The organism is Klebsiella sp. RHBSTW-00484 (genome assembly GCF_013705725.1).
In the GTDB taxonomy this organism is placed as follows: Bacteria; Pseudomonadota; Gammaproteobacteria; order Enterobacterales; family Enterobacteriaceae; genus Klebsiella.
Map to the genome: position 1 here is coordinate 140,084 of NZ_CP055481.1, position 15,335 is coordinate 155,418.

14 protein-coding genes are annotated in these 15,335 nt (G+C 54.4%); 8 read left to right on the plus strand and 6 right to left on the minus strand.

Annotation, left to right across the window (positions count from 1 at the left end; genetic code table 11):
- Positions 1–145: 145 nt before the first annotated feature.
- The gene (locus HV213_RS00640; RefSeq protein ID WP_181482744.1) at positions 146–1,303 is read right to left on the minus strand and encodes an integrase core domain-containing protein; all 1,158 of its coding nucleotides are present in this window, start codon (positions 1,301–1,303) and stop codon (positions 146–148) included.
- A gap of 245 nt (positions 1,304–1,548) precedes the next feature.
- Between HV213_RS00640 and HV213_RS00645 the strand changes: the two genes are divergently transcribed.
- From HV213_RS00645 to HV213_RS00670, 6 genes are all read left to right on the plus strand, one after another.
- Complete coding sequence (locus tag HV213_RS00645) at positions 1,549–2,310, plus strand: CDP-diacylglycerol diphosphatase (protein ID WP_181484420.1); 762 nt, start codon at positions 1,549–1,551, stop codon at positions 2,308–2,310.
- A gap of 474 nt (positions 2,311–2,784) precedes the next feature.
- Positions 2,785–4,119, plus strand: coding sequence for an MFS transporter (locus HV213_RS00650; protein WP_181484421.1), 1,335 nt, complete (start codon positions 2,785–2,787; stop codon positions 4,117–4,119).
- A gap of 9 nt (positions 4,120–4,128) precedes the next feature.
- Positions 4,129–5,088, plus strand: a complete 960-nt coding sequence (locus tag HV213_RS00655) for an aminoimidazole riboside kinase (protein WP_181484422.1) — start codon at positions 4,129–4,131, stop codon at positions 5,086–5,088.
- Between the two features lie 9 nt (positions 5,089–5,097).
- Positions 5,098–6,138 carry an ADP-ribosylglycohydrolase family protein gene (locus HV213_RS00660; protein WP_112216047.1) on the plus strand — a complete coding sequence of 347 codons (1,041 nt, stop codon included), beginning with the start codon at positions 5,098–5,100 and terminating at the stop codon, positions 6,136–6,138.
- Positions 6,139–6,200: 62 nt separating this feature from the next.
- The gene (locus HV213_RS00665; RefSeq protein WP_181484423.1) at positions 6,201–6,923 is read left to right on the plus strand and encodes a GntR family transcriptional regulator; all 723 of its coding nucleotides are present in this window, start codon (positions 6,201–6,203) and stop codon (positions 6,921–6,923) included.
- Positions 6,924–7,021: 98 nt separating this feature from the next.
- A complete protein-coding gene (locus HV213_RS00670; protein WP_181484424.1) occupies positions 7,022–8,326 on the plus strand; it encodes an SLC13 family permease in 1,305 nt (434 codons plus the stop codon).
- A gap of 104 nt (positions 8,327–8,430) precedes the next feature.
- Here the strand turns inward: HV213_RS00670 and tpiA are convergent, their stop codons facing one another.
- Both tpiA and HV213_RS00680 read right to left on the minus strand, forming a co-directional pair.
- Positions 8,431–9,198, minus strand: coding sequence for a triose-phosphate isomerase (gene tpiA / locus HV213_RS00675; protein ID WP_181484425.1), 768 nt, complete (start codon positions 9,196–9,198; stop codon positions 8,431–8,433).
- 108 nt (positions 9,199–9,306) lie between these two features.
- Positions 9,307–9,906 carry a DUF1454 family protein gene (locus tag HV213_RS00680; RefSeq protein ID WP_181484426.1) on the minus strand — a complete coding sequence of 200 codons (600 nt, stop codon included), beginning with the start codon at positions 9,904–9,906 and terminating at the stop codon, positions 9,307–9,309.
- A 112-nt stretch (positions 9,907–10,018) separates the two neighbouring features.
- Here HV213_RS00680 and HV213_RS00685 point away from each other — a divergent pair, with 112 nt between their 5' ends.
- The gene (locus HV213_RS00685; protein WP_004126694.1) at positions 10,019–10,447 is read left to right on the plus strand and encodes a DUF805 domain-containing protein; all 429 of its coding nucleotides are present in this window, start codon (positions 10,019–10,021) and stop codon (positions 10,445–10,447) included.
- On the opposite strand, the gene fpr is transcribed toward HV213_RS00685, so the two are convergent.
- Entirely contained in the window at positions 10,448–11,194 is a 747-nt protein-coding gene (gene fpr, locus HV213_RS00690) for a ferredoxin--NADP(+) reductase (protein ID WP_110276945.1), read from the minus strand. It lies immediately after the preceding gene.
- Between the two features lie 95 nt (positions 11,195–11,289).
- Positions 11,290–12,300: a class II fructose-bisphosphatase gene (glpX, locus tag HV213_RS00695; protein ID WP_181484427.1), complete on the minus strand. Its 1,011-nt coding sequence runs from the start codon at positions 12,298–12,300 to the stop codon at positions 11,290–11,292.
- A 100-nt stretch (positions 12,301–12,400) separates the two neighbouring features.
- Between glpX and HV213_RS00700 the strand changes: the two genes are divergently transcribed.
- Positions 12,401–13,252 carry a hypothetical protein gene (locus tag HV213_RS00700; protein ID WP_181484428.1) on the plus strand — a complete coding sequence of 284 codons (852 nt, stop codon included), beginning with the start codon at positions 12,401–12,403 and terminating at the stop codon, positions 13,250–13,252.
- A 1-nt stretch (position 13,253) separates the two neighbouring features.
- Here the strand turns inward: HV213_RS00700 and recG are convergent, their stop codons facing one another.
- Positions 13,254–15,335 (minus strand): ATP-dependent DNA helicase RecG, encoded by a 2,082-nt coding sequence (recG, locus tag HV213_RS00705; RefSeq protein ID WP_181484429.1) that lies wholly within the window; start codon positions 15,333–15,335, stop codon positions 13,254–13,256.

Consider the following 15,335-nt stretch of genomic DNA (forward strand, 5'->3'; position numbering starts at 1 on the left):
GTGTCCATATACGGACAGGCGCGTTAAGCGCCGCCTCCGGGGAGTGTGCCAAATCTGATGCAACAGTGCTGCTTTTTCCCGGTGGTGCTACTGTATGACCGGATACATAGGTGACAGATCAGACCGGGAACATAGGTAACACTTTTTAGTCTATCCGGAGCACACTCTGGTTTTTTTGGTCATAGTACGCAAGCGTTATTCCATTAAAGATGATGGCTTCCAGGCCATCATCTTGTTCTTTCAGCATAATGTACTCGTCAGTCAGCGCTTCACTCAGGAACACCGCCCCCTTTTTACCCATATAAAGTGTTCCCCTCGATTTCACCCTGTAGACCGTGCCTCCTGCCGGATACACATATTCCGGAACACTGCCATCCCATTGTCGGCCCGACGGTTGCCACACCGTTCCGGGCGTTGCGCCTGCCAGGGCTTCATGCGGCCTCTCGTGGTTAAACTCTTCCCGGTAGTCACTGAACCACCGCTGTTGTTCTGCCATCGTCATGAAGGTGTTGCCATATTTCACCGCACTTTTCAGGGAGCGATGCATTCGCTCATGGCGGCCATTTTCTTCCGGATGACCCTTTCTGATACGTTCCGGTCTGATGCCCAGCTTGATTAGCCAGACGGCAAGACGGCTTAATCCGGCTATACCTGTTCCCGCAAAGGGTTGACCGTTATCAGTTCTGAGGACTTCCGGCAGGCCATATTCCAGGAACGCATCAGTCAGGCACTCTCTGACAAAGGATTCACTCTCCCGGAATGTTCCACGGCAGCTCAGCAGATATCGGCTGTGATTGTCGGTCAGAGTGAAGGGATGGCAGTACTCTCTGCTCAGCAACCTGAACTTGCCTTTAAAATCAGCGCTCCAGACCTGATTGTTCTCAGTGATGAGGGTCAGGGGCTGGCGATTACCCGGTGTTCTGCGTTTTCTCTTTTTATCCGGGACCAGGCCTTCACGCTTGAGGATATCGCCGATAGTGCTGGCAGCAGGTACGGTAAAATCGACATGGTGATTGAGCAACCACATCCGCAGTTTTTTAGGCCCCCAGTCAGGGTGTTTTTGACGCAGGGCAGTCAGATGCCCGACGATATCATCAGGAACAGTCCGGGAGTGGGAGTGGGGAGCGCGTGAGCGGTCAGAGAGAGATGAGAGGTCAGAAGGGTCAAAACGTTCAAGCCATTTATAGCCAGTTTTTCGGCTGATGCCGAAAAGACGGCAAAGAGCAGAGAAGGAGCCCGTACCTGCATGGCAGGCACGGATAAAATCAAGACGTTGCATAGGTCGGGTCTCAGTCCAGGGCATAGTGAGTCTCCTCTTCTATGTCAGTTATAACTGTTACCCATGTATCCGGTCTAAAGTGTTACCCATGTTTCCGGTTCATACCCTACGCTGACCGGGCTACGGGTTTCCAGTCATCTGCGGGCCGGTAGCCCGGACAAGGCGCGTCAAGCGCCGCCTCCGGGAAAAAGATCCCGTACCTCTTCCTGTTTTCATTTAGTCATTAAACTGCGCTACTCTTCCGGTTCCGGCTGAGACAGGAAAATATAATGCGAAGAGTACGATACCTTTTATTGGTGCTGCTGGTGGTGGTTCTGGCGGCAATTGCGGGCGGTTACTACTGGCTCCATTCCGGCAACCCTGACGCGTTGCGCAAAATTGTTCTGCAACAGTGCGTCCCTAATCAACAGCAGAATCAAAATCCCGCGCCCTGTGCGGAAGTGAACCTCAAGGGCGGCTATGTCCTGTTCAAAGACCGCAATGGCCCGCTGCAATATCTGCTGATGCCAACCTACCGTATCAACGGCACCGAAAGCCCGCTGCTACTTGATCCACTGACGCCGAATTTCTTCTGGCAGGCCTGGCAGGGGCGTGAAATCATGAGCCAGCATCGGGGTTCTGCCGTATCGGATGATGCGGTTTCATTGACAATTAATTCGCGCAGCGGGCGCACGCAAAATCATTTCCATATCCATATCTCCTGCTTACGGCCCGATGTTCGCACTCAACTGGATAAAGAGGCCTCCGTCATTAGCAGCCGCTGGTTGCCGCTGCCCGGCGGGTTAATGGGACATGAATATCTGGCTCGTCGGGTCACCGAAGCCGAACTGGCGCAGCGCAGCCCATTCCTGATGCTGGCCGAAGAAGTGCCACAAGCGCGTGAACATATGGGCCGTTTTGCGTTGGCGATGGCGAAGCAGAGCGATGGCTCGCTGGTGCTGTTAGCAACCGAGCGTAACCTGCTGACCCTCAATCGCGCATCGGCGGAAGAGATTCAGGATCATAACTGCGCGATTTTGTCTTCACGCTAATTTTCTTCATGCGATCACCATTCGTTATCTCATTGATTCTTATCCTGGTTTAAAACTGGGGTAGGATCTCGCACATAAAAATATGTGAAACCGATCAAAAGATATAAAGGCATACCTTTATATCTTTTTGGGAGTCGTTACACTCTTCTCATAGCCACCACAGAGTGCTTGTCGGATGGCTTAGAGCCTATCCCATTAGGGCTATCTCGCTTGCCATTTTGAACCTGGGCAGTGCTCAGACAAAACTCACCGAGTTTTGAACGCCCTTCAGGGCGGCCCGAAGGGTGAGCGGAGCGAATCATCCTCACGTACTACGTGTACGCTCCGGTTCTTCCGCGCTGTCCGTGTTCAAACTGTCTGCGCCAATAACGCCTACTGGGATAGGCTCTTATTTATAAAAACGTTTTTATTTCATGTAGTGACATCATTAATTGTTCACCAGATTTGCGCTGCTAAGCGTAAAGGAATATCAACATGAAACTTTCTATTGTGGAAAAAATCGGTTTCGGCGCAGGGGATATGGCAATAAACGTAGTAATTATTGCCATGCAGCTGCTGCTCGCCTATTTCTATACCGATATCTACGGCCTGAGCGCCGCTGATGTTGGCGTATTGTTTGTGGTTGTCCGAATGATTGATGCCATTATTGACCCGGCCATGGGTATCCTCACTGATAAGCTCAATACCCGCTGGGGGCGCTATCGCCCGTGGCTGCTGTGGTTTGCTATCCCCTTCGGCTTCGCCGTTTATTTGATGTTTATTACGCCTGATATGGCTTATATGGCCAAACTGGCATGGGCCTATGGCACCTATATTCTTATGACTCTGGTGTATACCGCTATCACCATCCCCTATATTTCGATGATTGGCGTGATTACCAGCGATCCCGTTGAACGGCTTAGCGCAAACGGATATCGCTTTGTGATGACCAAAATTGCCGCTTTCCTGGTGACTATTGTGGTACCGATGCTTGCCGTTTGGCTGGGGCAGGGTAATAAGGCTTTGGGCTATCAGTTTTCGATGGGATTAATGGGGGCAATGGGTGCGCTGCTGTTTATTTTCTGTTTTCTCACCACTCGCGAACGCAGCGAACCGGAAATTACGTCGTTATCAGTAGGAAAGCAGTTTAAGTATCTGTTACGTAACGATCAGTGGATTATTCTCGGCATTGTTATTTTGCTGCTGATGTGCGGTTATGTTATTCGTGGTTCCGTCGCGGCTTATTACGCCAAGTATTATCTCAATGGTGGCGACAGCCTGATTTCACCGTTCCTGACCACCGGAGTTATCGCTTCCATTCTGGCGATGATTGCTACTACCTGGATAACCAAGTTCTGGGACAAAATTAAAATGTTCCGCTATACCCAGCTTGTCACTTTTGTTCTGAGCGCGCTGATGTATTTCTTCGTCGGTCGTGAAAATCTCGTGCTGGCATTTACATTCTATTTCCTCATTAATTTCTTCTGCGACATGCAAATGCCGGTGTTCTGGTCCTCTATCGCTGAAGCGGTGGATTACGGAGAAAAGAAAACGGGTCTGCGCGTTTCCGGTCTTGCGTTTGGCGGCATTCTCTTCTTCCAGAAATTTGGTATGGGGGTTGCGGGTGGCGTGCTGGGATTCCTGCTGAGCCATTTTGGTTATCAGGCTGATGTTGAACAGAGCGCACGTTCGTTAACGGGTATTGCGCTGATGATGACGCTGATTCCAGCTCTGTTCCACCTTGCGGTCGGGCTGCTTATGAAAAAGTATCTGATTAACAACGAATATTATCGTGATATTCAGCTTTCTCTGGCGCAGAAACAGGCATAAGGAGGGCAAATGAACGTTATGAATAAGGTTTGGGTTATCGGTGATGCCTCCGTCGATCTGGTGCCGGAAAAACAAAATAGCTACCTGAAATGCCCCGGCGGCGCATCGGCGAACGTGGGAGTGTGCGTTGCCAGGCTGGGCGGAGAGTGCGGCTTTATTGGCTGTCTTGGCGATGACGATGCCGGGCGTTTCCTACGTCAGGTTTTTCAGGATAACGGCGTGGATGTCTCTTTTCTACGCATGGATACGGCCCTGACCAGCGCGGTGCTAATCGTCAACCTGACGGCTGATGGGGAACGCAGCTTTACCTATCTGGTGCATCCAGGTGCTGATACCTACGTTTCGCCGCAGGATCTGCCGCCGTTCAGGCAGCACGAATGGTTTTACTTTAGCTCAATTGGCCTCACCGACAGCCCCGCCCGTGAGGCGTGCCTTGAGGGTGCGAGAAGAATGCGTGAAGCGGGTGGCTACGTACTGTTTGACGTCAATCTACGCAGCAAAATGTGGCGGGATACCGGTGAAATACCGCAACTGATCGCGCAGTCCGCCGCGCTTGCCTCTATCTGTAAAGTTTCGGCAGATGAACTTTGCCAACTGAGCGGCGCCAGCCATTGGCAGGATGCGCGTTATTACCTGCGCGATCTGGGCTGCGACACCACCATCATCTCATTAGGCGCTGATGGCGCGCTGTTGATTAACCCTGAAGGTGAGTTCTGTTTTCCAGCACCACACGTTGAGGTCATCGACACCACCGGAGCGGGTGATGCTTTCGTCGGCGGCCTGCTGTTCACCCTTTCCCGCGCAAATTGCTGGGATTATGCCCTGCTGGCAGAAGCCATCAGCAATGCCAATGCCTGCGGCGCAATGGCGGTGACGGCAAAAGGGGCAATGACCGCTCTGCCGTTTCCCGACCAGCTCAATACTTTTCTTTCCAGCCATTCGCTGGCACAAGCCATGACCGTGAAATAAGGAGTCATCATGCACGTTGATCAAAACAAAATACTGGGATGCCTGGTTGGCGCCGCCGCCGCGGACGCGATGGGAGCAGCGACGGAAGTACGCACCCAGCAGCAAATAAAAGACTATTTTGGCGGCTGGGTGACGACCTTTCAAAAACCGCCAGCCGATACTTTTGGCCGCTGCAATGAAGCGGGCATGTGTACGGATGATTTTATCCAGGCCAAGTACATTATGGACGCGCTGCTGCGCCATCAGCGTGAGGTCAGCGACGAAGCGATGCGCGAGGCCTTCCAGCAGTGGTTGGATTATCCTTACTACGCCAACTTTACGGGGCCCACGACGCGCGCGGCGATGAAAGCGATCTTTAACGACAATCGCGCCTCTTTGCAGGGAGAGCTGGAAGGCGAAAAACAGTCGGTACAGATCATTAATAAAGGTAACGCGGAAGCAACCAACGGCGCGGCCATGAAGATTTGGCCTGCGGCGGTGCTGCATCCTGGTAATATCGACGCGGCAATTCAATGTGCGTTGCAGATTTGCCGATTTACCCATAACAACGTGCTAGCGATGTCCGGCGCCGCGGCGATGGCGGCGGCAACCAGCGAGGCTTTAAGAGCGCAGACCGATGCAGACAGCATCATTGCCGCCGGTATCTACGGTGCGCAAAGAGGCTATCTTCTGGCGCAGGAACAAGGGGCGATGATGGTCGCCGGACCTTCCGTTGCCCGACGTATTGAGCTGGCCGTAGATATCGGTAAACGTCATCGCCATTGGGAAACGGCGATAGTGGACATTGCTGATATTATTGGCTCCGGGCTGCACGTCAGTGAAGCGGTGCCCGCGGCCTTTGGCCTGTTCGCGTGTTGTCCGAATTCTGCCGTAGATGCTATTATCTCCGGCGTTAATATCGGCAATGATACTGATACCGTCGCCACCATGGTTGGGGCGATTTCCGGCGCATTCCATGGCGTGGAGGCTTTTCCCGCCGATTATTTAACGACCTTAGATCGTATGAATCATTTCGATTTGGCAGAACTGGCCAGGCAAATCGCAGGGTAGCGAATTCACCCTGCCGGGGACGGTAACACGTCCCCTGCTGGCGAAGACGTGAGGTGCGCAGTTTGCAGGTTGATAAAACGAGCTTTACTCCGCTTTATAAGCAACTATTTTTTATCATCTGTCAGCAGATCCAGAATGGGTCTTTGCCTTTAGGCAGCCAACTGCCGACGCAAAAAGAGATTGCCAGGACTTATAACGTCTCGCTGATTGTGGTGAAACAGGCCTGGAGCGAGCTGATCAATGCGGGGATTATTTCGTCCCAGCGCGGAAGTGGTTCGGTAGTTTGCTCCGTGCCGGAAGGAGTGAGCTATGGCCACACGTTTCGCGGTATTACCAGCGATCTCCAGGACGCCAGCGTGGCGATTGAGAACCGTATTCTGGAAATCGCACCGCGTCGCGCGCGCGATGCTCAGGCTGATGGCCTGAGCCTGCCCGCACAGCATCATTATCTTTATATTTCGCGTGTTCGTTGCCTGAATAACCGTCCGTTCAACCATGAGAAGATTTATCTCGATCTCAGCTTCTTTCCTGGACTGGAACTGACGCCGCAGGCGCTGGAGCATACGTCGCTCTATTCGCTACTGAACGTGACTAGCGACTCGGCGATTGAAAAAGTTGAGGCGATTTTACCTTCCGCCGAACTGTGTGAAAAATTGCAAATTGCCGCGAATAAACCGCTGTTATCTGTCGCCAGACAGACATTTCAAGCCGGACACGATAGCCCGTTTGAATATTGCCGTTATTATGTGCTGTCTGAATACTTTGGCGAAATTCATTATCACTGATCTATCTGCTCCAATCCTGCGATAACCCCACTATATCTGGCATTTACCTGCTTTACTGTCCATCGTATTCTTGCTGAAAAAATCGTCAGGAGACAGGTATGTCGCTCTGGTTTTCCCATCCTCTGTTCCTTCCTTCAATCATCGTTGGCATCACGATTCTGCTCTGGGCGACTTCGTTACTGCCGGAGTTTATGACCGCGTTGCTGTTTTTTGCCGCCGCGATGATCGCCAAAATCGCGCCGCCTGAGGTTATCTTCGGTGGTTTTGCTTCATCGGCCTTCTGGTTGGTGTTCAGCGGCTTCGTGCTGGGAATAGCCATTCGCAAAACCGGGCTGGCGGACAGGGCGGCCCGCTCGCTCTCGTCGCGGCTAACCGATTCCTGGCCGCTGATGGTCGGCAGCGTGGTGCTTCTCAGCTATGCCTTAGCCTTTGTTATGCCGTCCAATATGGGGCGCATTGCGCTGCTGATGCCGATTGTGGCGGCGATGGCAAAACGCGCGGGGATTGAGGATGGCACGCGCGGCTGGTATGGGCTGGCGCTGGCGGTTGGCTTCGGCACCTTCCAGCTGTCGGCGACCATTTTGCCTGCTAACGTTCCGAATCTGGTCATGAGCGGCGCGGCGGAAGGCTCATACGGTATCCACCTGAATTATCTACCCTATTTATTGCTGCACACGCCGGTGCTCGGTTGGCTAAAAGGGGCGGTACTGGTTGCGCTGATATGTTGGTTGTTTCCCGGAAAACCGCATCCGCCGCGCGACATGACGCCGCTGCCGCCGATGAGCCATGATGAGAAGCGCCTTGCATGGCTGTTAGCGGTGGTACTGACTCTGTGGGTGACGGAGAGCTGGCACGGCGTGGGGCCAGCCTGGACGGGGCTGGCGGCGGCGGTGATAACGCTTCTGCCGCGCGTTGGTTTTATCAACGGCGAAGAGTTTTCCAGCGGCGTAAATATTCGTACCTGTATTTACGTCGCCGGGATTCTGGGGCTGGCGATCACTGTCACCCAGACGGGTATCGGTAGCGTGATGGGAAATGCGCTGCTGCATATTATGCCGCTGGATAAAGAGAGTCCGTTTACCAGTTTTCTCGCATTGACCGGTATTACCAGCGCGCTGAACTTTATTATGACTGCCAACGGCGTACCAGCGCTGTATACCACCTTCGCGCAGAGTTTTTCCGACGCCACCGGCTTTCCGCTGCTGAGCGTAATTATGATTCAGGTGCTGGGGTATTCCACGCCGTTGCTGCCGTATCAGGCATCACCGATTGTAGTGGCTATGGGACTGGGGAAAGTACCTGCTCGAGCGGGAATGCTGCTGTGTATCGCGCTGGCGGCGGTGAGCTATTTAATTCTGCTACCGCTGGATTATTTGTGGTACCAAGCGTTGGGAAAACTGTAGCGGGATAAGAAAACCCGGAGGCGGCGCTTGACGCGCTTTGTCCGGGCTACCAGGCGATTAACCCCGGTTGCGAAGCGCTACCGGGGAGGTGCCTGTTAAAGCTATTACGCGTTTTTAGCCGCTTCTGCTGCTTTAACGATCACTGCGAAAGCGTCTGCTTTCAGAGATGCACCGCCAACCAGCGCGCCGTCGATATCCGGCTGGGTGAACAGCTCAGCTGCGTTGCCTGCGTTAACGGAACCGCCGTACTGGATGATCACTTGTTCAGCGACTTTCGCATCAGCTTTCGCGATGTGGTCACGGATGAATTTGTGAACCGCCTGAGCCTGAGCAGGGGTCGCAGATTTGCCGGTACCGATCGCCCATACTGGTTCGTAAGCGATAACTACGCCTTCGAATGCGGCTGCGCCCTGAGTTTTCAGAACGGCGTCAATTTGACGTGCGCAAACTTCTTCGGTTTTGCCCGCTTCGTTTTCTGCTTCGGTTTCACCGATGCACAGAACCGGGATCAGACCCTGTTCTTTCAGTACCGCGAATTTTTTAGCGATCAGTTCGTCGGACTCTTTGTGGTAGGTACGACGCTCGGAGTGACCAATGATGATGTACTGGGCACCAATGTCTTTCAGCATTTCAGCACTTGTTTCACCAGTGAATGCGCCGGACAGGTTCAGGTCAACATTCTGCGCGCCCAGGTGGATGTGGCTGCCCGCAGCGGCTTGTTTAGCCAGGTCGATGTACATTTCAGGCGGAGCAATTGCAACTGCACAGCCGGTAACGCCAGCCAGTTCTTTACGCAGGTTAGCAACCAGCTCGTTTACCATGTGGCGGCTGCCGTTCAGTTTCCAGTTACCCATCACTAAAGGATGTCGCATTTTAATTCTCCACGCTTCAAAGCGAATTAAGGAATATAGCCGCCCCCGAGGGCAGCATGGTCTGTGAAACAGTATAGAGATTCATCACTGGAAAGGCTTTGCTTTTTGTCATTTATTGTTGTCTTCCAGCGTATCAGATAGCGCCAGCTTAATCGGTTCAACAGCGAAGGTCAGCCCCTTTTCGCCGTTATCCGCCACCACATAGCGCACTGCGCCTTCGGTTTCCGTGAAGTAGCGTTTTCCTTTCCCTGCAGTCAGCAGTTTTTGCAACTTCAGCTGGCTTTGCGCCTGGCTAAGCGTCGGCACGAAAGCACGTATAACCGCGCTCATATACTCCTGCGCTTTGGCTTTCGCCGCTTTCTGCTGCGGCCCCTGGATCGGTAGCCAGGTGACCTGCATCGATTTAATTTTGAGCGTTCCGCGCTCAAGAGCGGTAGAGGCGTAAAGATTCTCGTTGATTTTGCTGGCTGCGCGAGTCAGGTTTACCCGATCGCGGTTGGAGGAGATTGCACGGAATTCATTGAGCGGTAGCTTTGGGTTATCGGTATTAAATTTTTCCCGAAACTCGCTGATCGAGATGTCAAAGACCGGCGCACCGGAGAGAACATAGGGAGCCGTAGCGGCGGAATCAGATTCAGCGGACAGCGCCTTTTGGCCGACAGATAGCGCTGTCAGCCCAATCAAACACAAGGTTGCCCACTTCTTCATGCCCGTCCTTCCTTTTTTTGCCTGCTGACGATTAAAACGGGAACCGCCACGCTTGTCAAAAAGTCACGCCTTCAGGGTAAACTACGCAGGTGATGATGATAAGGAATAAAATATGACCTTACAGCAGTGGCTGTTCTCAATTAAAGGGCGCATCGGGCGTCGTGATTTCTGGATTTGGATTGCCATCTGGATTATGACCATGAGCGCGCTGTTCACGCTGGCTGGCAGTAATCTTCTCAATTTGCAGACTGCGGCTTTTATCCTGGTATGCCTGCTGTGGCCTACGGCGGCGGTCACGATTAAACGTTTACACGATCGTGGTAAATCAGGCCTGTGGGCGCTATTGATGATTCTGGCGTGGATGCTGCTGGCGGGAAACTGGTCGATGTTGCCCGGCGTCTGGCAGTGGGGCGTTGGGCGGTTTATACCGACACTAATTATCGTCATGATGCTTATCGACCTGGGCGCGTTTGTCGGCACCCAGGGGGCAAATAAGTTTGGCAAAGAGACGCTGGACGTTCGCTGGAAAGCGGAGTCCTGATTACCAGTAGTGCTCGGCGGTCATATGGCCCGGTCGGCGACGCAGATGTTTGCTCATCTGCCGGGTTTCTTTGAGCAACTGCTGAGTATCGCGCACCATCTGCGGGTTACCGCACAGCATGACGTGGCTGCTTTCAGCGCTCATCGGCAGACCAACGGCCTCTTCGAGCGCGCCGGTTTCGATCAGGAACGGAATACGTCCCGTTAGCATGCCCGGTACGGTTTCCCGGCTGACGACCGACTGGATGCGCAGCTTGCCCGCATAACGTTGTTCCAGCGCCTGCATCTGCGGCAGATAGCTGAGATCGGCGGCATAACGTGCGGCGTGGACCAGCACCAGATTTTTAAAGCGATCCAGGTCTTTCCCTTCTTCCAGAATCGACAGGTACGGGCCAATTGCCGTACCGGTGGCTAACATCCACAGCGTATCGCAGTCCGGCACCTCTTCCAGCACGAAGAAACCGGCGGCCTCGCTGACAACCTGCACCTCATCACCCGGCTTCAGTGCGGCCAGGCGTGGGCTGAGTTTGCCCTCTGGAACCGTCACCAGATAGAACTCAAGATCGGGATTGCTGGGGGCGTTGACGTAGGAATAGGCCCGCTGCACGCGTTCGCCGTCAACATCGAGGCCCAGTTTGGCAAACTGCCCTGCGGTGAACGGATCAACCGGCGCGTGAACGGTGAGGCTAAACAGTGCATCAGTCCAGTTTTGTACTTTTACCACTTTTCCTGTAACCCAGTTTGCCATCGCGTCTCTCCTCTCAATCTCATTAGTTTATCTTCACCGCGACGAGAGAAGATTTCCAGCCCAAAAAGGCTGGAAAGCTCTATTGATCAAATGTTTTACAGGATGTGCAGCTGGATATCCGGGTCTTTACGATCGAGATAATGAATCGACTGAATGCGGCGGATGGTGCGGGATTTGCCGCGGATCAGCAGCGTTTCAGTGGTCGCCATGTTGCCCTTGCGAGTGATGCCATCCAGCAGGTCGCCTTTGGTGATGCCGGTGGCGGAGAAAACGACGTTATCGCTGCGCGCCATCTCGTCCAGACGCAGCACTTTGCCTGCTTCGATGCCCATTGTCTGGCAGCGTTCCAGTTCGTTTTCGCCGATGCGGCGGTTCTCTTCGCTGTCGCCCTTAACGTGATGACGCGCCAGCAGACGGCCGTTCATATCGCCGTCCAGCGCGCGGATAACGGCGGCTGAGACGACGCCTTCCGGCGCACCGCCGATACCATACATGACGTCAACTTCGCTGTCCGGCATACAGGTCAGAATGGATGCCGCGACGTCGCCGTCGGGGATGGCGAACACGCGCACGCCCAGTTTTTGCAGCTCAACAATAACGTCGTCGTGACGTGGCTTGGCTAAGATGGTGACCGTTAATTCATTCAGCGGTTTATTCAGCGCGTGGGCGACGTTATGCAGGTTCTCCGCCAGCGGTAGGTTCAGATCAATAGCGCCTTTCGCACCCGGACCGACAATGAGCTTTTCCATATACATATCCGGCGCGTTCAGGAAGCAGCCCTTATCGCCTACCGCCATGACCGCCAGCGCGTTGGCCTGGCCCATGGCCGTCATGCGAGTGCCTTCAATGGGGTCTACGGCGATATCTACCGCATCGCCTTTGCCGGTACCAACGCGCTCGCCAATGTACAGCATCGGCGCTTCGTCGATTTCGCCTTCGCCAATCACGATGGTGCCATCGATATTGATCAAGTTGAGCATAATGCGCATGGCGTTGACCGCAGCGCCGTCGGCGGTGTTTTTATCACCGCGGCCTAACCACTTATAGCCTGCCAGGGCGGCAGCTTCGGTGACACGCGAAAATTCGATAGCCAGTTCTCGTTTCATGATTCACTCATCTGAATAAAATTGCGTGTATTTTAGCATAGGCAGCCGCAGCCCGGCTGATACACTCTTGCGCTGCGTATGCGCTAAATTATGGATGATGATGAAAAAAAGAAGACAGCATGCGGAGCCAACGGTACGCGAGAGATGTCGGGAGATATTTGGCAATGAGCCGCCGGTGCGGTACGTGTGGGAGCCTGAATTTGATTATGCAGATGCGGAACTGCGGGCGATGGCTGCGACAGAATGGCAGCATATTACCGAGCGACAACTAAGCTGTTATTACGTGCTAAATCTGGTTTACAACGAACCCATGCAGCCGGAGCTGTTTCGTTATTTGTTCCCCCTGTGTCTTGCCGAATGGCATGAGACGATACTCACCAGGGGCTATGGCGATCATTTTGAAGCATCGTTTCTACAGGCACTACGGCGGCCTTATCTGTGGCAGGTTATGATGGATGCCAGCCAGCGCCGGCAGGTTCGCCTGTTCCTGATTGACACGATGCTGGCGCGAATGGATAGCGAGCGCGGCTTCGATCCCGCCATGACATGGTTAACAACTTTTAACGATCTGGGGCGCGCGAAACCTGTTATTCACGCCATCTGGTCCCGATGGTGGGCACTTGACTCGCCTGGCAAAGCGGTTTGCGCGCTTCAGTACGCTGCGCAGCTGATTTATCCATTAGAGAATAATCCACTGTGGCCTGAAAAATGGCGGCTTCTCAGACATCCATTGGGAGATAGCGAACCATGGTCGGCAGAAAACCTGGCTTTTCTCCGTGGAGTCGTCACGCCGGAACGGTTATTGGCAGGCGTTCAGGCGGCGGTTGAAAGGTTACGCGGCGAGCGGGAAGAGGGCATGGCGGTGCGCATCGCACAGGATGCGCTGGATGCGCGCGATATTATTGAGATTCAGATTGAGGATGTGCTGGCAGATCTGGCGGGCTGGAAATGAGCTACGCGTTGGAATAGCGTTCGGTTTCCGGCATCCAGCGTTCGATAAGCGCAATGGCCTGTTGCGGGTAACGTTCATGAATATGGCGCGCGATGCGCTGAACTTCCGGAATCATGGCCTGATCGCGCATTAAATCCGCCACTTTGAATTCAGCGGTGCCGGTCTGGCGGGTGCCGAGCAGCTCGCCAGGACCGCGTATTTCGAGGTCTTTCTGAGCAATAACGAATCCGTCGTTGCTGTCGCGCAGTACCTGTAATCGTTTCTGAGCGGTTTTCGAGAGTGGCGATTTATAGAGCAGTACGCAATGGGAGGCTACCGCGCCGCGCCCGACGCGTCCCCTGAGCTGGTGTAACTGCGCCAGTCCCAAACGTTCCGGGTTTTCGATGATCATCAGGCTGGAATTGGGCACGTCCACCCCGACTTCGATAACCGTGGTGGCGACCAGTAGATGTAGCTCGCCTTGCTTAAATGCGCTCATCACCGCCTGCTTATCGGCGGATTTCATGCGCCCGTGCACCAGGCCGATATTCAGCTCCGGCAGCGCGAGCTTCAGTTCTTCCCAGGTGGCTTCCGCCGCCTGGGCTTCCAGCAGGTCCGATTCTTCAATCAGTGTGCAGACCCAATAGGCCTGACGGCCTTCGTGGGTACAAGCGTTACGCACGCGATCGATAATATCGCTGCGCCGGGTATCGGGAATAGCGACCGTGGTGACCGGTGTACGGCCCGGCGGCAGTTCGTCGATAACCGAGGTATCGAGATCGGCATAAGCGGTCATCGCCAGGGTACGAGGAATGGGGGTAGCGGTCATAATCAGCTGATGCGGATGGAAACCCTGCTGCTGGCCTTTCTCCCACAGCGCCAGACGTTGGTGAACGCCAAAGCGGTGCTGCTCATCAATAATCACCAGCGCCAGGCCGTTAAACTGCACCTGTTCTTGAAAGATAGCGTGGGTACCGACGATCATCTGCACCTGTCCGCTGGCGATAGCCTCTTGCTGCGCCAGACGCGCTTTGCCTTTTTGTTTCCCGGCCAGCCAGCCAACTTCAATGCCCAGCGGTTCGAACCAGTTGCGGAAGTTACTGGCGTGCTGTTCAGCCAGCAGTTCGGTGGGCGCCATCAGCGCGACCTGCTTACCGTGGGCGATCGCCCGCAACGCGGCAAGTGCGGCGACCAGGGTTTTACCAGAACCCACGTCACCCTGAACCAGGCGCATCATTGGCACGTCCAGCGCCATATCGTGCTCGATCTCCGCCGTCACGCGCGCCTGCGCGCCGGTAGGCGTAAAGGGTAGAGATGCCAGTAGTTTGTCTTTTAGCGTGTTGTTCGCGCTGAGTGCAAGAGCGTGATAACGCTGGGCTCCCGCCCGCAGCGCCAGCATGCTGAGATTATGCGCCAGCAGCTCTTCCAGAATTAAGCGCTGCTGCGCCGGGTGCTTGCCGCTTTCCAGCTCACTAAGCTGCAGTGACGGCGGCGGGCGATGCAGCGTGTGCAGTGCCTCCGGCAGGCTCATCATCCCCTGCGCCAGCTCAGGTGGCAGCAGTTCGGTGATGGCGCAGGTTTCAAGCAGTTCGAGCGCCTGATCGGTCAGCTTGCGCAGCGTGGCCTGCTTGATGCCTTCAGTGGTGGGATAAACCGGAGTCAGCGTTTCCTGTAAATCAGGTGTGCTCATATCGCCCTGCACGCGGTATTCAGGATGGATCATCTCCGCGCCGTATTTGCCGCGTTTCGCCTCGCCGTAAGCCAGCACGCGACGCCCGGTTGTCAGGCTATTTTTCATCGCCGCGCTGAAGTTGAAAAAGCGCATGGTGAGGATACCGGAGCCGTCGCTAATCTGGCAGGTCATCATCCGGCGTCCGCCGAAAGTGATGTTGCAGTTGAGGACTTCGCCTTCAACGGTCGCGTACACGCCAGGCAGCAGTTCGCCGATTTGGTACAGGTGGGTGCGGTCTTCGTAGCGTAACGGCAGATGCAGGAGGAGGTCCTGCACCGTATGCAGGCCGATCTTCGACAATCGACTGCTCTGTGCCGCGCCAACGCCGGTTAGGGTATTGAGGGGAATGGCATCTAACAGGCGACCTTGCAT